This is a genomic window from Pseudomonas sp. Root562, assembly GCF_001427125.1.
Taxonomy (GTDB): Bacteria; Pseudomonadota; Gammaproteobacteria; order Pseudomonadales; family Pseudomonadaceae; genus Aquipseudomonas.
Genome location: NZ_LMGK01000010.1, coordinates 41,531 through 59,213 on the forward strand (window position 1 = coordinate 41,531; position 17,683 = coordinate 59,213).

The 17,683-nt window shown below is 58.7% G+C and carries 16 protein-coding genes and 1 pseudogene; 3 read left to right on the plus strand and 14 right to left on the minus strand.

Annotated features, from left to right (window positions below; all coding sequences use genetic code 11):
- The first annotated feature begins 2 nt into the window (after positions 1-2).
- Together ASD60_RS09560 and ASD60_RS09565 are read left to right on the plus strand one after the other, a co-directional pair.
- A complete protein-coding gene (locus tag ASD60_RS09560; protein ID WP_056853767.1) occupies positions 3-524 on the plus strand; it encodes a methylamine dehydrogenase light chain in 522 nt (173 codons plus the stop codon).
- Between the two features lie 153 nt (positions 525-677).
- Positions 678-1,199: a hypothetical protein gene (locus ASD60_RS09565; RefSeq protein WP_056853768.1), complete on the plus strand. Its 522-nt coding sequence runs from the start codon at positions 678-680 to the stop codon at positions 1,197-1,199.
- 203 nt (positions 1,200-1,402) lie between these two features.
- On the opposite strand, the gene ASD60_RS09570 is transcribed toward ASD60_RS09565, so the two are convergent.
- From ASD60_RS09570 to ASD60_RS09615, 11 genes and pseudogenes are all read right to left on the minus strand, one after another.
- On the minus strand, positions 1,403-3,076 hold the full coding sequence (locus tag ASD60_RS09570; protein ID WP_056853769.1) for a BCCT family transporter: 1,674 nt from the start codon (positions 3,074-3,076) through the stop codon (positions 1,403-1,405).
- 225 nt (positions 3,077-3,301) lie between these two features.
- Positions 3,302-4,549, minus strand: coding sequence for an MFS transporter (locus ASD60_RS09575; protein ID WP_177336563.1), 1,248 nt, complete (start codon positions 4,547-4,549; stop codon positions 3,302-3,304).
- 27 nt (positions 4,550-4,576) lie between these two features.
- Entirely contained in the window at positions 4,577-4,948 is a 372-nt protein-coding gene (locus tag ASD60_RS09580; protein WP_056853770.1) for an ethanolamine utilization protein EutQ, read from the minus strand.
- Complete coding sequence (locus ASD60_RS09585) at positions 4,945-6,273, minus strand: NAD(P)/FAD-dependent oxidoreductase (protein ID WP_056853771.1); 1,329 nt, start codon at positions 6,271-6,273, stop codon at positions 4,945-4,947. The genes ASD60_RS09580 and ASD60_RS09585 overlap by 4 nt, the downstream gene beginning before the upstream one ends.
- 10 nt (positions 6,274-6,283) lie before the next feature.
- A complete protein-coding gene (locus ASD60_RS09590) occupies positions 6,284-7,528 on the minus strand; it encodes an FAD-dependent oxidoreductase (protein WP_236708435.1) in 1,245 nt (414 codons plus the stop codon).
- Positions 7,517-7,681: pseudogene (locus tag ASD60_RS29375) on the minus strand (rubredoxin); the annotation flags it as partial. The pseudogene ASD60_RS29375 and the gene ASD60_RS09590, both read right to left, overlap by 12 nt.
- 5 nt (positions 7,682-7,686) lie before the next feature.
- Positions 7,687-9,132: an aldehyde dehydrogenase family protein gene (locus ASD60_RS09595; RefSeq protein WP_056853772.1), complete on the minus strand. Its 1,446-nt coding sequence runs from the start codon at positions 9,130-9,132 to the stop codon at positions 7,687-7,689.
- A 10-nt stretch (positions 9,133-9,142) separates the two neighbouring features.
- Complete coding sequence (locus ASD60_RS09600) at positions 9,143-10,330, minus strand: aromatic ring-hydroxylating oxygenase subunit alpha (RefSeq protein WP_177336564.1); 1,188 nt, start codon at positions 10,328-10,330, stop codon at positions 9,143-9,145.
- Between the two features lie 247 nt (positions 10,331-10,577).
- Positions 10,578-11,495, minus strand: coding sequence for a LysR substrate-binding domain-containing protein (locus tag ASD60_RS09605; RefSeq protein WP_056853773.1), 918 nt, complete (start codon positions 11,493-11,495; stop codon positions 10,578-10,580).
- A 171-nt stretch (positions 11,496-11,666) separates the two neighbouring features.
- The gene (locus tag ASD60_RS09610; RefSeq protein WP_056853774.1) at positions 11,667-13,007 is read right to left on the minus strand and encodes a dicarboxylate/amino acid:cation symporter; all 1,341 of its coding nucleotides are present in this window, start codon (positions 13,005-13,007) and stop codon (positions 11,667-11,669) included.
- A 107-nt stretch (positions 13,008-13,114) separates the two neighbouring features.
- Positions 13,115-14,170 (minus strand): tartrate dehydrogenase, encoded by a 1,056-nt coding sequence (locus tag ASD60_RS09615; protein WP_056853775.1) that lies wholly within the window; start codon positions 14,168-14,170, stop codon positions 13,115-13,117.
- 127 nt (positions 14,171-14,297) lie between these two features.
- Between ASD60_RS09615 and ASD60_RS09620 the strand changes: the two genes are divergently transcribed.
- Positions 14,298-15,206 (plus strand): LysR family transcriptional regulator, encoded by a 909-nt coding sequence (locus ASD60_RS09620; protein WP_056853776.1) that lies wholly within the window; start codon positions 14,298-14,300, stop codon positions 15,204-15,206.
- Positions 15,207-15,325: 119 nt separating this feature from the next.
- On the opposite strand, the gene ASD60_RS09625 is transcribed toward ASD60_RS09620, so the two are convergent.
- The 3 genes from ASD60_RS09625 to ASD60_RS09635 all read right to left on the minus strand — a co-directional run bounded on the left by ASD60_RS09625 (position 15,326) and on the right by ASD60_RS09635 (position 17,593).
- Positions 15,326-15,961: a hypothetical protein gene (locus tag ASD60_RS09625; protein WP_056853777.1), complete on the minus strand. Its 636-nt coding sequence runs from the start codon at positions 15,959-15,961 to the stop codon at positions 15,326-15,328.
- 709 nt (positions 15,962-16,670) lie between these two features.
- Positions 16,671-17,087, minus strand: coding sequence for an organic hydroperoxide resistance protein (locus tag ASD60_RS09630; protein ID WP_056853778.1), 417 nt, complete (start codon positions 17,085-17,087; stop codon positions 16,671-16,673).
- 176 nt (positions 17,088-17,263) lie between these two features.
- Positions 17,264-17,593: a hypothetical protein gene (locus tag ASD60_RS09635; protein ID WP_056853779.1), complete on the minus strand. Its 330-nt coding sequence runs from the start codon at positions 17,591-17,593 to the stop codon at positions 17,264-17,266.
- Positions 17,594-17,683: the final 90 nt, after the last annotated feature.

The following is a 17,683-nucleotide window of genomic DNA, read 5'->3' on the forward strand; positions in this document are numbered from 1 at the left end:
TCATGAAACTGCTGGATCTGTTGTTCGAGCGCTCGACGCGCCGTGTTGCCGACACCACCTCACGCCGCAAATTGCTGGCGCGCATGGGCTCGCTGATGGTGGCCGGTGCCGCCCTGCCCCTGCTGTTGCCACTGGATCGCACCAGCAAGGCGCTGGCCGCCACTGACCCGAAAGCCGGCGACCCTGGTGACCCGAACAGCTGCGATTACTGGCGTTACTGCTCCATCGACGGCTTCCTGTGCAGCTGCTGCGGTGGTTCGGTGACGTCCTGCCCACCGGGCACCGAAGCCTCGCAAGTAACCTGGATCGGCACCTGCCGCAACCCGGCCGATGGCAAGGACTACATCATTTCGTACAACGACTGCTGCGGTAAGCAAAGCTGCGCCCAGTGCGCCTGCACCCGTAACGACAGTGAGGAACCGGCCTACCGCCCGTTCAACAACAACGACGTGAACTGGTGCCTGGCCGCCAAATCGCACATCTATCACTGCACCGTTTCGATCATTCGCGGCGTCGCCGTTTAAGCACGCAATTTCCGCCGATTGCCCGTGCAATCGGCATTCTTTGCGTGTGTTTTTTCGTAGGCGCCAGGCTTGCCGGCGAAGGCGTTCTCATGGACGCCTTCGCCGGCAAGCCTGGCGCCTACAGGTTCGGTTTTCTCCTGTAGGGAAGATGTCATGCGTAAGTTGCTCATCCTTAGCCTGGCCTGCCTCATGACCACCCCGCTCGTCCATGCCCGGGCCATTCCCAATCCCAACCAGCGCCACGCCCCGGGCAACGAAGAACTGCAAAAGCCCATCGCCGAAGCCAACTACAGCGTCGGCGTAAATTATCAATTGCAATGCGCCGGCTGCCATCTGGGCGACGGCAGCGGTTCCGCCGCCAACGACACACCACGGATGAAGGGCTTTGTCGGCAACTTCCTGAAAGTCCCCGGTGGCCGCGAATTCCTGGTACGTGTGCCAGGCATGTCGCAATCGGCGTTGAACAACGCGCAATTGGCCGACTTGCTCAACTGGCTGATGCGCGAAGACGGTATGGCCGGTAACAGCGTGCCGAAGGATTACCAGCCGTACAGCGCCGAAGAAGTCGCGACTTTGCGGGCCAAGACCATGCTCAACCTGCCCGGCACCCGCGGCGAACTGATCAAGGCCATGCGAGCGCAGGGCATCGCGATTGATGACGGGATGAATTACTGAGTCGGCTCGAACGCAACCTGCCTCAGTTGTCGGTAAGCCTCGACCAATTGCCCGAGGCTGAACGCCAGATTTCGCCCGCCGGGATTGGGCAAGACCCACAAAATCCTTGCGCATGAATCGCGCTTTTCGACAGGAGACAAAAACCGAAACCGTCAGCCTGAGCAGACGGTTTCGGTTCTTTCGGCAGCTGCGACCCAGCAGGTTTATGCGGCAGTCAACGGTACACTCGACGGTGCGTCGCGACGCTCAGCCTGATCAACCGCCTGGCCTGGAACGCGATCCACCGCTGGCGTCCACGCCGGCACGCTCGGCATTTCCTTACGCAGGCTGTGAATCAGCGTGTACGACATCACCAGCAGCAACATCGCAATCGGTAAACCGGCGGCAATACTCGCCATCTGAATCGCTTTCAGCCCACCCGCCAGCAGCAGGCCCGCAGCAATCGCCCCTTCCAGAATGCACCAGAGCAACCTGATCCAGTTCGGCGGGTTGGTGCTTCCCAAGGCACACAAGGTGCACAACACTTGGGTTCCGGCATCGGCCGTGGTGACGAAGTGCACACCCAGCAACACGCACACCAGTATCGACAGGACGGCGCCAACAGTAGGGCCATCCAGTGACTGGACCAGCGTGAACATCGCCGCCGTGGTTTCTTTCTTGGTCGCGAGCAGCACTGTGCCGCCTTCGAACTTCGGTTGTTCCTGACCCACCACCTGGCTGGCAACGGATGCCTGATAAGCCTGGCGATCCTGTTGTTCGTTTTTCAGCGCTGCGCCACCGAACACCGACATCCACAAAATGGTCACCATGGTCGGCACCACCAGGGCGCCGATCACCAGTTCACGAATGGTCCGGCCTTTGGAAATTCGCGCAATGAACAGACCGACAAACGGGCCCCAGGTCATCCACCACGGCCAGTAGAACGCCGTCCACCAGTTTTGCCATTCGCTGTCTTTCTGCGTGTCCATCCAGAAACTCAGGCCAACAATGTTCTGTACATAGTCGCCGGTGGATTCAAACATCAAGTTGAGAATGTAACGGGTCGGACCAATGGCAAGTACTGCCAGCATCAAAATGAATGACAAGTACATATTAAGTGTCGAGATTCGCTTCATGCCTTTGGACAAACCGGCCAGTAGCGAAATGCACGCAACAATACTCACAAACAGAATAATGGATAACTGCAAACCAACACTTACCGGAATACCGAATACCTGATGCAGACCGGTATTGATCTGTACAACGCCCAGGCCGAGTGATTGAGAAACACCGAAGGCCGTAATAACGACGCCCATGATATCGACCACATGACCGATCCATCCGTAGATGCGGTCGCCAATCAGCGGATACAGCAGCGAACGAAGCGCCAGCGGCAAACCTTTACGGTAGGCGAAATACGCCAGGCTCAAACCGATCATGGAGAAGATCGCCCATGGGTGCAGGCCCCAGTGGAACAGCGTGATGCGCATCGCCAGGGTGGCCGACTCGTCCGTCAAACCCTTGGAAAACGGGTTGTCGGCGTAATGCAGCATGGGTTCGGCGACGGACCAGAAGATCAAACCGATGCCCATTCCCGCACTGAACAGCATGGCGATCCATGACGCGAAACTGAACTCGGGCCGGTCGTGTTCAGCGCCCAGTTTGAGATTGCCGAAACGGCTGACGGAGATGTACAGCAGCAAACCGAGTACGCCACTGATCAAGGCGAGGTAATACCACTTGAAGTTATGCAGGATAAATATCGAAGCCATTTCGAAGGCTTTGGCAGCCTGCTCATCCTTGAATGCACAAAATAGAACAAACGAAATCACCGCCAATATCGAAGCGACGGTCACATTCGGGTTCAAGCCTTTTAACATGCCTGATTGCGCACGCATTGTTTTCCCCTTTTGTTTTTGTTTAAGGGTTTTAGAGAGTATTCCGCAACATAGCTATCGCCTGATATCTGACGTCAGCACGCTGTTTATCTGCAGATTTAATCCGGTCTAACTCGGTTTTGGCAGCATCGCCAAGATGATTGAAACCTGACCTTCGTTCAAACCATTTTTAGTCACCGACTCATGAGAAAAACGCATCAATAAAACCGCTCCTCCTTCCTCCATTCAGCGCCGATCCGTGCACTCACTTACGGGGTCAGCCAAAGACACCAGGTTAGAGCTGGCAACGCCGTTGGGTGTCGATGGGTGTTGAAGCGGCGCGTCCTGTTGCAGGTGCTTGCCCGTGACTTTCGCCTGGCCCACGCACAGTGCGAGCAGCGCGGCACTGCCGGCATAGAAAAAGTAAAAACTTGAAGTGCCGAAGCATTCCATCAACACACCTGCAATCAGCGGCCCGAAACAGGCGCCGACGCCAAAGGTGATCAACAGCATGCCCGACAGTGAAACGCGCAACTGCGGTTCCATGTTGTCGTTGGCCAACGCTACACCGAGCGGATACAGGCAGAATTGCAAAAAGCCGATCGCCGAACCGAACCACAGCAGTGTCACGAACGAAGGCGCTTGATTGAAACCCAGCGGCAGGCAGACGAGCACCAGCAAAACTGCCACCGCGCGAATCAGACTCGCACGGGACAATCGATCCGAGAGCCAGCCCAAAGGCAACTGAGCCAGCAAGCCCGCGCCGATGGTCAACGCCATGAACTGGCCGACCTGCGCCGTTTCCAGTCCCTGTTTGCTCGCATAGATCGCGGCCAGCCCGTAGAAGCTGCCGTTGATCATGCCGGACACCAGAATCGTCATCAGAGACTGCGGAATACGCCGCACGAACACCCGCAGGTCGATCGAGGCAGCGGGCACCGCCGTGGGATGTGCACTGCGAGTAAGTGCCACCGGCACCGAGCACAGCGCAAATACCATCGCCACACCCAGCAGAGCGCGGATGCCCAGCCCCTCGTCGAGACTCAAGGCCAGTTGGCCGAGCATCATCCCGACGTAACTGGCGACCATGTACAGCGCCAGCACACTGCCGCGCTGCTCGGTGCGCGCCTGATCGTTGAGCCAGCTTTCCAGCACCATCAATTGGCACATCATGGCCAGCCCGACCAACCCGCGCAGCACCAGCCAGAACGCCAGGGACGTGCTGAACTCATGGGCCAATACCGCCGCTGCAATCAGCCCGGCGCACGCCGCATAGGTTCGAATATGCCCGACCTGTGCGATCAAGCTGCGTCCGACCCAGCCGCCCAACACCATGCCCAAGGCATTGGCGGCCATCAACGCACCACCTGCGGTTTCGCTCGCCCCCAAGGCATTCAGGCGCAGCGCCAGATAGGTCATCAGCAAGGTCGATCCCAACTGCATCAGCAAGCTGGCCAGATACAGCGCACCGAAAGTTTTTGTCAGTCTTATCACCGTGCCGCTCCCCGGATAATTTACAACTCAAGCCAAGCCGTGAAGTTGCTTCCAGTTGCCGGGATGCACCACATACCCGAACAAGGCATGCCCGCCGTACACCAGTTCGGTGCCTTCGGGTATCCATAGCAATTGCCCGGGCGTGACTTGAAACAGCTCGTCGCCGACGCGCAATTCGAAGCAACCCTCGATGACGAAAATCACTTCGTCGTAGAGCACCGTCCAGGCGACCTGCGCGCCTTCCCAGCGGGCGAAGCCCACGCCGATGTTCGGCGAGACTTCGTTGCTGATGGCCCGCGCCACATAAGCGGCGCCGGGCGGACCACCACGGAAGGTGAAGTCCAGGTCGTAATGGTCGATGCGCAGCACCGGACCTTTGCCTTTGGCCAATTGGCTCATAGCTCGCTCCGGCTGTTCCAGGCCGCCAGATGAATGCGCGAGCGAACGCCCAGGCCAAGGAATGGTTCTGGCGGGTTGAGCGACGGCATGCCGGTCACCGCCCGAATATCGTTCAACTGTGCCGAGTCGGCACCCACCGCGAGATCGGCGAGCATCGTTCCGGAGATGGTGCCCCACGCGGCACCGACACCGTTGTCGCAGGCTGACGCATGAACACCCGGCTCCAGCTCACCGAAGAAGTTGGTGAAGTTGCGCGAGATCGCATAGACGCCACCCCAGGTATGGCTGAACGGCACGTCGGCCAGCTGCGGGAAGCGCGCCAGGAATGCCTTGCGGTGCGCATCCCGCACTTTCGAACGCATGCCATCACTGGTGCTGCGACCGTACTTGGGCACGTGCTTGTAGGTGTTGCGGATGATCAACCGACGATCCTGGGTCATGCGCACCGTCGTGCCGGCGTGATCGGCCGGGGTCAGCCCCCAGTCCAGCTGGCCGCCATAAATGGCCAGCTCTGCATCGCTCAGCGGTCGGGTCCAGCTGGCGAAGGTCATCACCGGCAGCAGACGATTGCGCAGATAACCGAACTCCTGGGTGAAGATGCTGGTGCCCAGGAGCAATTGCGGCGTGCGAATCAGCCCCGCCGTGCCGTGCAGAATCCAGCCGCCACGGCCGTCACGTTCCAGACGCTGGATGGGCGACTCTTCGAGCAGCTCGACGTTGCCCGGCAACGAGCGAGCCAGCCCCGTCACCAGCGCCGCCGGTTGCATCAGATAGCAGCCAGGCGTGTAGATCGCGCCACTGTAATGGCCAGTGCCCAGGACCTTCGCCAATTCGGCGGAATCGGCTCTGCGGAACGGCTCGCCGAGGTCACTCATCAGGCGTTCGAAGTGATCGAGATAAGCCAGGCCACGTGCACCGACGGCGCCCTGATACTTGCCGGCATGGGACCATTGGCAATCGATGCCATGGTTTTGCACCAGGCCTTGCAACTGTGAAATAGCGGCGCGGTTGAGCGACAGCAAACGCTGTTTGTGCGCAGGGTCCGGATGCTCCAGGGCAAACTTGTGCGGCAAGTCGATGACAAAACCGGAGTTGCGCCCCGAGGCACCCTGGGCGACCCGTTGCGCATCCACCAGCAGAATACGCGCCTGGGGATGATGCTCGGCCAAGCGACGGGCGGCGGCAAGGCCGGCGAAGCCCGCGCCAATCACCGCGTAATCCGCACGCTGTTCGCCCGATAGACGCTTGCACGCCGGTTGCTCGGGCAATGCTGAATACCAGCCGCAGCTCGTGTCATCGAATGGCAGGTTGATGATGTTTTTCATGATTCGGGCCTCAGGCTACAGCCTGCTGAGAATGCTGACAGGACTGCAGCAATGCGCTGCGTTGCGTTTGCGCTTGGCGACCGAGCAGGACAAAGCCATTGAGCTTGCCCGCCGCGTCGTAGAACCCGGCACTCAAGCCATCTTCGGTCGGCGTGCAGCGCCACTCACCTTCGCTGGCGATGGCAGGCGCCAACAGGCACAGCGGTGCGGCCGGCGTTTTCACCGTCACCGGCATCAACGGGTAGTCGACAGCCGTGGATTGCCCGAGCAATGTCTTGCTCAACGCCTGAATGCCCTGATTGATCGGTGCCAGGTACGGCAGCAGTTGTCCATCGATCTCGATGCAGTCGCCCAAGGCGTAGATGCCCGGTGCAGAAGTTTGCAACTGAGCATTCACCTGAATACCTCGTCCAACCGCCAGACCGGCACTCTCTGCCAGGCTCAGGTCAGGACGCAGGCCAACCGCCGACAACACCAGATCCGCCTCGAGGGTTTGGCCATTGGCGAGTTGCAGGCGATAACCTTGAGGCGTGGATTCAATGGCTTCCAAGGTGTTTTGCAGATGCCATTTCACCCCCAGATCACTCAAAGCGTTTTGCAGCACCTGCCCGGCCTCGGCCGGCAACAGACGCTCCATCGGCCAACGCCCCAGACCGATGACATCAACGCTGAAACCGTTGTGGGCCAAGTCATTGGCAAACTCGCAACCAATCAACCCATCCCCCAGGATCGCGACACGGCGCACACCGGTCAGGCGCTCACGAAAGCCGTGGTAATCCTGCAAATTATTGACGCTGATCAGCGCTGAGCTATCGCCCTGGATCGGCAAGCGAATCGGTTGCGCACCGCTGGCAAGCACCAACTGGCCGTAAGCCATTTCACCGAAGCTGGTGCGCAAGCGTCGTGTCGAACTGTCGATGCCCAGCACCTTGCAGTGCGGGTACACGCGGATGTTCAAACGCTGTTCGATGGCCAGCGGCGATTCACCGGACAACGCCTCGGCGCTTTTGCCCTGGGACAAACCGATCGACAGTGCCGGTTTCGAGTACAGGTGCCCGGACTCTTGCGTCAGCACGCGGATCTCGACCTTGGGATCTGCCTTGCGCAGCGCCTGGGCCAGGCCGTAACCGGCATAGCCGCTGCCGATGATGACGATCGGCTGGCGCGTTACCGCAGCCACCACAGGCGTCGCCACCGCTGGTGGCGGTGCGCTGACAGCGGTGACCGCCTGCGTGTGTTCACTGATATCGAGCATCTCGAAGTCTGCCTTGCCGACGTGGCATTCGGGGCAGACCCAATCCTGGGGAACATCCTCCCAGCGCGTGCCGGCAAGGATGCCATCTTCCGGCCAGCCCAGCGCCTCGTCGTAGATCAGACCGCAAACGATGCAAAGCCAAGTCTTGAACATGCCGTTCACTCCCCAACAATCCGGATCGCTACGTTCTTGGTGCGCACGTAGCTGTACAAGGCTTCCTGACCCTTCTCGCGACCGAAGCCCGACAAGCCGACGCCGCCGAACGGCGTTTCGATGCCGCCGGCGTACCATTCGTTGACGAACACCTGGCCGGATTTCAGTTGACGCGTGCAGCGCATGGCACGGCTGATGTCCTGGGTGAACACCCCGGCCACCAGGCCGAACTCGGTGCCGTTGGCAATCGCGATGGCTTCTTCTTCGGTGTCGAAAGGCATGATCGCCAGCACTGGCCCGAACACTTCCTCCTGGGCGATGCACATGTCGGCAGTGACGTCGCGGAACACCGTCGGGCGCATGAAATGTCCGGCTCGGTCGGCAAACGCTTCGCCACCGGTAACCGCCACGGCGCCGTCTTCCATCGCTCGCCGGCACAACGCCTCGATGCCCGCCAGTTGCCCGGCGCTGACGACCGGCGTGAGGTCGGCGTTATCCTGACCTACGCCAACGCTGAGGCCTTCGGCCATGGCAACGACTGCCTCGACCACTTCTTCATAAATCTCGCGCTGCACCAGCAACCGCGACATCGCCGAACACACCTGGCCGGCATTGAAGAAAATCCCTGACTGAACGCTCGCCAGCAATTGCTCGCGATCGGCATCGGCGAAGGCAATGGCGGCCGACTTGCCACCCAACTCCATGACGCTCGGAATCGCATGCTGTGCGGCGTCGCGCAGAATCGACTGGCCGGTTGGCACGGAGCCAGTGAACACGATCTGGTCGACACTACGATGGCTGACCAGATACGAACCGACCTCGCGACCACGGCCGCAAATCAGGTTGACCGCCCCATCGGGCAAACCGGCCTTGGCGATGGCGCGGATCAGCACGCACATGCCCAGTGGCGAAAGTTCGGGGGACTTGATCACCACCGCGTTGCCCGCCGCCAGTGCCGGCGCCAGCGAGCGGGCACAGATCGACACCGGGAAATTCCACGGCACGATCTGCGCCGAGACACCCATCGGATCGTACAGGGTGAAGTCCATGTAACCATTGCCCAACGGGATCGAGGTGCCCTCGATCTTGTCCGCCATGCCAGCGTAATACTCGAAGTAGCGCGCGGCTTCGATGAACTCGTCTTTGGCGTCGCTCAGGCGCTTGCCGTTTTCCTGGCACAGCACCCAGGCGCCCTCGTCCGCCACGGCGCGGATTTCCTCGGCTATGCGCAGTAGCCAGGTCACGCGTTGCGCCGGACGAGCGCGAGTCAGTACGCCGCTGTCGGCGCAGCGGCGAGCGGCCAGCAACGCACGCTCGGCATCGGCCACGGTGGCCTGGGCGATAGTCGCGACCGGCTCAGCGGTGCCGGGGTTGTTGACCGTCAGGCGCTGGACGCTGTCGCTCCATTGCCCGTCGATATAGTTGAGCCAGTGAGAGGCGATCGGATACATGGACCTCTCCTCAGGCGGACGGCGTGGTGGCGAGCAACTGACGTGCAGCCCACTGGTGGAAGAAATGCGTCGGGATGTCCATTTCCGGTGAGAACGCGCCGCCCTTGTAGCCAGGGGAATGCCGGCCTTTCTGCATGCCTTCGACCGAGCTGATGTCTTCGGCGAACACCACTTTCCAGGACTCCAGAATCGCCTCGCGGCAGGCACTGAACTCGTCGCTGCTGGCGGCTTCGTCGCCAACATAGAACAGGCGCAAGTGCTCGATGGTGCGTCCCGGTGCAACCGGCTCAAGCTGCATGGCGAAGGCATGGTCAGCCTGGATGCCGAGCAATACGTTAGGGAAGAACGCGACGTACTCGGCATTCTTCAGACGGTCCAGCGGCCAGCCCGGGAATGTCGGCAAGTGCGTACCGGCGACGTCCGAAAGGTTGTAGGCGTAGCTGCCCTGGCCGGCGAAGTGTTGGTCAAAAATGATGTTGTAGTGGTCTTCCAGGCGTGAGTAGGAGTTCAGGCTCGGGTGAACCCACGGCAAGTGATAAGCCTCGCAGTAGTTCTCGACCGCCAGTTTCCAGTTGCAATTGATGTCCAGAGTGGTGGCATCGTGGCCCGGGCGACGGCGCATCAAGCTCATGCCGTCTTCACCGAGAAACTGGGTCCAGCGTTGGGTCAACGGCGCCAGCATGTCTTCCAGCGGCTGCGCATCGCCGGACAGGTTGATGAACACCATGTCCATCCAGATCGCGCTGCGGATGGCTTTCAAGCCATGTTTTTCACAGGCGAAGCGCTCGTCTTTGTGCTGGTCGATGCCGCCGACGTGCGGCGTTCCGCGCAGCCCGCCGTTAAGGTCGTAAGTCCAAGAGTGGTAAGGGCAGCGAATCACGCCCTGCACTTCACCGGCCTCTTCCACCAACTTCATGCCGCGGTGACTGCACACGTTGTGGAACACCTGCACCAGGCCTTCGCGGTTACGCATTAGCAACAATGGCAAGCCCATGAAGTCGATGGGCTTGACCGAACCGGCCTTGCCCAGGTCGCTGGCGAAACCAACGCAGGCCCAGGTCTTGCCCAGGACCTGATCGCGCTCGAGTTCGAAGTAACGTTGCTCGGTGTAGAACTCGTTGCTCAGGCCGGTCGCTTCGTGGATCGGATTGAGGACGGTTTCCAGGTGATGCACAGGAATTTGTTGGATGGTGCTCATTATTGTTCTCCCCTGCTGGGCACGGTATTGAATGATCGGCAGGCTCGTTGGCCAGGGTCCGCTGGCGGCAAGTTTGGGAAAACAGGGTGGGTCTCGACAAACGATATTTCCGGCGCGATTCATGACTTATTGTCATAAATATCGAGCGTATGTTTTTACGCTTGCGAGCATTTTCCCGGGGCAAAAAAAATCGCCCGGCATCGAAATGCCGGGCGATTCAGATTGAAATTCGACCCCGTTGACGGCGTTACAGGACGTCCTCCGCTGGCGGAAGCTGGTTCAACAACCAGCTGCGGAAACGTTTAACGCTCTGGCGCATCCCGCCACGGGCCAAGGGCTCCAGCAAACAGAATTGCGCATCGGTTCTCAATACCGTATCGAGCGGTCGGATGAGTGCGCCACTGTGCAGGTGATCATCGACAAGGTTGGACCAGGCCAGCGCTATGCCCTGCCCGCTGATCGCCGACTGGATCAGCATCGAGTAACTGTTGATATTGATCCGGCGTTTCGGTTCGACCTTTTTCAGGCCCTGGCTGTGGAACCATTCCGGCCAGCCGATCCAGTCCCGTTGCGGGTCGTCGAGAAACAGCCAGGTGCAGGCTGCCAGGTCTTCAGGGGTATTCAAGGCGGGATGCTTGGCAAGATAGGCCGGGCTGCAAACCGGGTAAACCTCTTCGGAAAACAACGGCGTGACCTGCATGTCCCTGGGCGGTGTCTTGCAGTAATACAGCGCCAGGTCGCAATCGAGCCGGGAGAAATCCTTGACCTGATCATGGGCGATGATCCGCAGATCGATCTCTTCGTTCTCCCGCTGAAACTCGGTCACTTTAGGCAAAAGCCACAACGAGGCCATTGCGGTACTGGTGGCGACCGTCACCTGTTCGGCGCCCTGCCAATGGCGAATCTCACCGGTGGCCTGCGCCACCTGCATCAACGCCGCACGCACCGTTTCATAGTACTGACTGGCTGCCGGGCTCAGTTGAATCGTACGAGTGGTCCGCTCGAACAGAACCTTGCCCAGATAGTCTTCCAGCAAACGAACCTGTCGACTGATTGCACCTTGCGTCACGTTCAACTCATGGGCAGCCAAGGTGAAACTCAAATGACGCGCCGCCGCTTCAAACGCGACCAGACTGTTGAGTGGCGGTAATGGGTGGATTTTCATACAAGGCAGGTCACGTCGTTATTTTGGTTATCGCCGCAGTTTAGCCCTTGGCGCTGGACGTGGACAGCGCAGGTTCCAGACCATACCCCTAATCCTGTAGGGGCATGGCTTGCCCGCGATGGCGTCACGACATTCAGCATCGCTGGTGCCTGACACCCCGCTTGACCCGGCCTACACCCGAGACGCTTCCTTCAATTTCGGCAACATCGGTTCAGTCGTCATTGCAGATGGCGCAAACACAGCCTCAGGCTTTTCCACCTCAACCTCACCATTCAAGGCCTTGTGCATTTTCACCGTGTCCAGCGCTCCGACCCATTTGGCAATCGCCATGGTGCCAACGCCATTACCTATGGTGTTGGTGATCGCCCGCGCTTCCGACATGAAACGGTCGACACCCAGCAGCAACACCATCCCCGCCACCGGAATGGTCCCGAGGGACGACAACGTGGCCGCCAGAATGATGAAGCCGGAACCGGTGACCCCCGCCGAGCCCTTGGAAGTGAACATCAGCACCGCCAGGACGATCAATTGGTCGGTCAGGGTCAGTGGCGTGTTGGTCGCCTGGGCGATGAAGATCGCGGCGATGGTGTAATAGATCGCCTGCCCGTCCGGGTTGAAGGTCAGACCGGAGGGGATGATCATCCCGGCCACGGGTTTTGATACACCAGCCTTTTCCATCTTGGAAATCATCTGCGGCAGTACCGATTCCGAAGAGCTGGTACCCAGCACGGTGAACAGTTCTTCCTTGATGAACTTGAGGAACTTCCACAGGCTGAACCCGCTGTAGCGGCAGATCGGGCCGAGAACAAAGATCACGAACACGGCACAGGTCAGGTACACGCAGGCCATCAGTTTGCCCAAGGAGAACAGCGAGCCGAAACCGTACTTGCCGATGGTAAACGCGATTGCACCAAATGCGCCGATCGGTGCCAGGCGCATGACCATGTTGACGATGCGAAACATGCCCTGCATCAGGCTGTCCAGCGTATCGACAAAGACTTTGCCGCGCGGCCCGACATGCGCCAGGGCGATGCCGAGCAGGATCGAAAAGAGCAAGATCTGCAGTACGTTGCCCTTGGCGAAGGCGTCGACAATGGTGTCGGGGATGATGTTCATGACGAAGTCCATGAACGAAGCGTGTTTCACCGCCGAGGTGTAGGTGGCCAGACTGGAGGTGTCGAGCGTCGCGACATCGATGTTCATGCCCGCGCCGGGCTTGAACACATCGACCACCACCAGGCCGACCACCAGTGCCAGCGTCGACACCACCTCGAAATACAGCAACGCGCGAAAGCCGACGCGCCCCAGTTCCTTCATGTTTTCCATGCGGGCGATGCCCGTGACCACGGTCAGGAAGATCACCGGTGCAAGGAGCATTTTGATCAGTTTGATGAACGCATCGCCCAGGGGTTTGAGCGCCGTTCCGGTTTCGGGAACGAACACCCCGACGATGGCGCCGAGGATCACCGCGATGAGCACTTGTACGTAGAGTTTGCCAAGTATTCTTTTCATGACAGGGCCCTGATTTTTTATTGTTGTCAGGAAATGCCCAGGGGTCGGATCCACCGATCCGCCCCTTGGCGTTGTGCCGCAGTACTACTTTGAATCGCCGGGAAAGATCAGCGGTTGATCAGCGCGAGTACCGCGTCGGTGATCTGGCGGGTGGTGGCGTTGCCGCCGAGGTCCGGGGTGTGCAGACCGCTTTCGGTCACCGCTTCGATGGCTGACATCAAGTGTTTGGCCGCGGCGGCCTCACCCAGGTGTTCCAGCATCATGGCGGCGGTCCAGAACGTCGCGATCGGGTTGGCGACGCCTTTACCGGTGATGTCGAAGGCTGAGCCGTGGATCGGTTCGAACATCGAAGGAAACTTGCGTGACGGGTTGAGATTGGCGGTCGGTGCGATACCCAGGCTGCCGGACAGCGCGGCAGCCAGGTCGGAGAGGATGTCGGCGTGCAGGTTGGTGGCGACGATCACGTCCAGGGTCGATGGCTTGAGCACCATGCGCGTGGTCACGGCGTCGACCAGTTCCTTGTCGATCTTCACATCCGGAAAATCCTTGGCCACTTCATAGAAGATTTCGTCCCACAGCACCATGCCGTGGCGCTGGGCGTTGGACTTGGTGACCATGGTCAGGTGCTTGCGTGGGCGGCTTTGCGCCAGTTCGAAAGCGAAGCGGTGAATGCGCTCGACCCCGGCCCGGGTGAACACCGACACTTCGGTGGCGACTTCTTCCGGCAAGCCGCGATGCACACGACCGCCGTTGCCGGAGTACTCGCCTTCGGAGTTCTCGCGCACCACGACCCAGTCAATCTGGTCACCGTTATGCAGCGGACTTTTCACCCCCGGCAGGACACGGGCCGGGCGTACGTTGGCGTACTGGTCGAACCCTTGGCAGATCGGCAGGCGCAAGCCCCACAGGGAAATGTGATCCGGCACGTTGAGCGCACCGACCGCGCCGAAGAAGATCGCGTCGAAGGTTTTCAGTTCTTCCAGGCCACCTTCGGGAATGTAGTAGCCGTTCTTCAGGTAGTTGTCGGAGTTCCAGTCGAAATGTTTGAAATCCAGTTCGAAGCCGGTTTTTTTCGACAGGGCCTGCAGTACCTCGACGCCTGCGGCGATCACTTCCACTCCAATGCCGTCACCGGGTACTGCAGCAATTTTGTATGCGCTCATTGTTGACTCCACTCTCATCGATTTCTTGTTGTTCCCGCTGTTCAGGCGGGGTGTGAGCGGAGTATATGTAGTGAACAAATAGCTGTGAGTTCCTCAAAATCACTACATAAATAACTTTGAGTTACGAATGAACCAGACCCTGGATTTATCGTTTTTTTACCTGTTGGCCAACAAAGGCAGCCTTGCCGCCACCGCCCGGGAGCTGGGTATTACCCCACCAGCAGTGAGCAAACGCCTGACGGCGCTGGAAGCCCGGTTGGGTATTCGCCTGGTCAACCGCACCACCCGCTCGATGAGCCTGACGTCCGAGGGCGAGCTGTATTTCTCCCAGGCCGCGCGCATCCTCACCCAGATCAACGAGCTCGAACAGTTGGTGAGCAGCAGCCGGGCCACGCCCAAGGGGCTGATTCGGGTCAATGCTTCTCTGGGCTTCGGCCGACGGCATATCGGCCCTGCCCTCGCCGCGTTCTACGCCCGCTATCCCGAAGTGGAAATCCAACTGGAGATCAGCGACCACCCGCTGGACCTGACCACCCACGGCTTCGATCTGGGGATTCGCTTCGGCACCTTGCCGGATGCCGCTTTCCACGCGCGCAAGATCGCCTCCAACCGGCGCTTGCTATGTGCCTCGCCGCTGTACCTGGACAAGTACGGCACCCCGCAAAAACTCGCGGAGCTGCAGCACCACAACTGCATTTTCATCCGCCAGAACGAATCACCCTATGGCGTCTGGAGCTTCACCAACGGCGGGCACACGGAAAACATCAAAGTGCATGGCGCCCTTGGCTGCAACGATGGAGAGGTAGCGCTGAATTGGGCGCTGGATGGGCATGGCATCCTGCTTCGGGCGGAGTGGGACATCGCCCGTTATGTGCGCAGTGGCCGCTTGCGCCTGGTGCTGGAAGACCAGACGCCGACCCGGGCCGATGTGTATGCGGTGTACCCGCAGCAGCTGCATTTGTCAGCGCGGGTACGCAGCCTGATCGACTTTCTGATCGAGCGGTTCAAGCACATTGATAATGTCGAGGAAGGTTGAGGTTCACCTCTGCCCGGTGAACTGGACGCTTTCAGGTCCTGGCGATGGTGCTCCCGAATCCGTCGCCAGGACCTTTTTTACCTAAGCGTCAGCTTGCCATACGCTTGCGCTTTACAGGGTCAGTGCGCCCACTGCGGTGCAATGAGGGTATTGGGGCGTTTGGCTCGCTCAGTCAGCGCCAGCATCGTCAAGAAGCCCAGCACGATCAGCACCGGGTAGGCCATCAAGAGTTCGGAGAGAGAGTATTTCCAGGCCAGCGGTCGTCCGACACCCAGCATGGCGGCATACATCCAGGACACTGCCGACAGCGAACCACAAAAAAGAGCCATCATTCGGGCGCTGAACCCGAGCTCGAGCAAGGAGCCGGCCTTCTGCAGTGCGGGCAATACCAGGCGGTGTAGCAGAATGCCGTTGTAGGTCAGCAGCAAAACAATAATCACTTTGGCGTGAAGCTTCGGATTCATGAAATATTCCGTGCCTTTGCCCAGGTAATCGATGCCGATGATGGCAGCGCCTGTCACCCACAGACCGATCAATGCCAGAACCACAGACTTCTGCAGACTTTCCATGTGCGCATGATCGTGTTCAGTGAATGCCTTGCGTTTCCACATATCCCTGACCATTGCAATGTCACTGGTCAACACTAGACCGATCGCCACGCAACAAGCGACCAAATGAACGTACACAACGCCCAGCCGCAAAAACTCCATGAATTCTTTATGTTCGATCAGGCTCATGATTGTATTTATTGCCACGGTATTTTCTCCACCTTATTCGACAGTACACTTCAGGGGACTTATTAAATAACCCTGAGCGACCTTACTCATACAAGAAAACCAAACCATAGGTTTATTATTTGAAACCCTATTGATTAGATTAGGAAATTGATGTCAGCTTAGTTGTTACCTCTTGAATTCAGGATAAAAAAATCCCCATCTGCAATCACTGCATTTGAGGTCGCGTTTCCACTTCTTTTTTTTACGATTTCGCTAGCATGTCATGATGCCATGCTGGAGAGTCTGAGGCCCGTAGCCGCGAAATGTTCATTTTTCAGGCATGCCACCGACAAGCGGTCGCCAGTTGGAAATACCACTGGCTCCACGTTAAGCGACCAACTTACTCGTCAAGCCCCATTCTAGCTGAGGCGCTTGAATTACATGACCTTTGACATTATTGATTGGATCCACTAGTTGTCATGAAAGCAAAAAAACACGACTGATAGCGAGCCATTGTCATTTACGCCCCCAGCAACTAAAACAGTCATACTATTTATCGAGCCAGATCCACACTCAACTCACGTCGAACAGAGGCAGCGAACTGCGCATTTCCTTCTCAATACTGAGTCAGAGGGATCATAAAGATTGGTGAGCTTCTTTCAAACTTAAACTTACCTTATTGTCGTCGATGAGGTCCTGGCAATACGGCTATTAAAACAACCTTCGCCAGGACCTCTTTTATTTCAACTCAAACGAGCTTGACCTCGACATTAATATTGTTGCGCGTGGCTTTTGAGTACGGGCAATACTTGTGTCCGGTATCGACCAGCTTCTGCGCAGTTTCGCGATCCAGTCCCGGCAGGCTGACATTGAGTCGAGCTTGCAACAGGTAACCGCCTTCATTGGTGCCCAGATCGACTTCGGTGTCGACCGCTACATCCTTGGGCAGTGCGACCTTCAGCTCCTTGGCCGCCACCCCCATCGCGCCGATGAAACACGCCGACCAACCGGCGGCGAACAGTTGCTCGGGATTGGTGCCGCCGCCGTTCGTGCCCGGGGACGACAGCTTGACGTCCAGAATGCCGTCGGAGCTGCGGGAGGCGCCGTCCCGGCCGCCAGTGGTGTGGGTTTTGGCGGTGTACAGTACTTTGTCGAGCTGGGTCATGATGATCTCCTGATTGAAAGGTTGTTTGCACAATTTCAGGTGAATCAGAAAAACGCACGTCAGACCCGACGGCTCTCAGTCATGATTAATGCTGAACCTGCGACGGACCCGGCCTTTCAATATAGTCGGCGTGCGTCAACCCGTAGGCCAATCCGACCAAGGCCTGCTTCGGCACTTCATTTCCTGGCCAACTTGTACTTCACACAATCATCATAAAAACTCTGCCGCACCGCCGCCGGCTTGATCCGCGTCGGGCTGTCGTAAGTCTGCTCGGTAATGCCCATCGCCATCATGCGCATCCACGATTTGTCGAACTTGTAGTGCTGGATTTTTTGCCGCGCGGCGTAGAGAGAAACTCCGGACAACTTGAGTTCCTGCGCTCTGGCCGCCGTGCCCGCCCCCCAGCTGCACATATAACGATCATTGGGTTTCAGTTCCCTTGCCTGGGCAGACACAGCCAGCCCCGCAACGCTGACAGCGATCAGCGCGCCCCAAACATTGCGCATATGCGTTCCACCTAACCAACTGAAAATAAAGTGATTCTGGCGACAGACGAGCAATCTGGGGGCCAGCATAATGCCTCTTCTGCAATATCC

Coding starts and splice junctions, on each gene's coding strand:
- ASD60_RS09615 (WP_056853775.1), bottom strand. CDS start 14,170: ATGAGCGCATACAAAATTGCTGCAGTACCCGGTGACGGCATTGGAGTG.
- ASD60_RS09565 (WP_056853768.1), top strand. CDS start 678: ATGCGTAAGTTGCTCATCCTTAGCCTGGCCTGCCTCATGACCACCCCG.
- ASD60_RS09635 (WP_056853779.1), bottom strand. CDS start 17,593: ATGCGCAATGTTTGGGGCGCGCTGATCGCTGTCAGCGTTGCGGGGCTG.
- ASD60_RS09600 (WP_177336564.1), bottom strand. CDS start 10,330: ATGAGCACCATCCAACAAATTCCTGTGCATCACCTGGAAACCGTCCTC.
- ASD60_RS09620 (WP_056853776.1), top strand. CDS start 14,298: ATGAACCAGACCCTGGATTTATCGTTTTTTTACCTGTTGGCCAACAAA.
- ASD60_RS09560 (WP_056853767.1), top strand. CDS start 3: ATGAAACTGCTGGATCTGTTGTTCGAGCGCTCGACGCGCCGTGTTGCC.
- ASD60_RS09570 (WP_056853769.1), bottom strand. CDS start 3,076: ATGCGTGCGCAATCAGGCATGTTAAAAGGCTTGAACCCGAATGTGACC.
- ASD60_RS09580 (WP_056853770.1), bottom strand. CDS start 4,948: ATGAGCCAATTGGCCAAAGGCAAAGGTCCGGTGCTGCGCATCGACCAT.
- ASD60_RS09585 (WP_056853771.1), bottom strand. CDS start 6,273: ATGAAAAACATCATCAACCTGCCATTCGATGACACGAGCTGCGGCTGG.
- ASD60_RS09610 (WP_056853774.1), bottom strand. CDS start 13,007: ATGAAAAGAATACTTGGCAAACTCTACGTACAAGTGCTCATCGCGGTG.
- ASD60_RS09605 (WP_056853773.1), bottom strand. CDS start 11,495: ATGAAAATCCACCCATTACCGCCACTCAACAGTCTGGTCGCGTTTGAA.
- ASD60_RS09595 (WP_056853772.1), bottom strand. CDS start 9,132: ATGTATCCGATCGCCTCTCACTGGCTCAACTATATCGACGGGCAATGG.
- ASD60_RS09630 (WP_056853778.1), bottom strand. CDS start 17,087: ATGACCCAGCTCGACAAAGTACTGTACACCGCCAAAACCCACACCACT.
- ASD60_RS09590 (WP_236708435.1), bottom strand. CDS start 7,528: ATGCTCGATATCAGTGAACACACGCAGGCGGTCACCGCTGTCAGCGCA.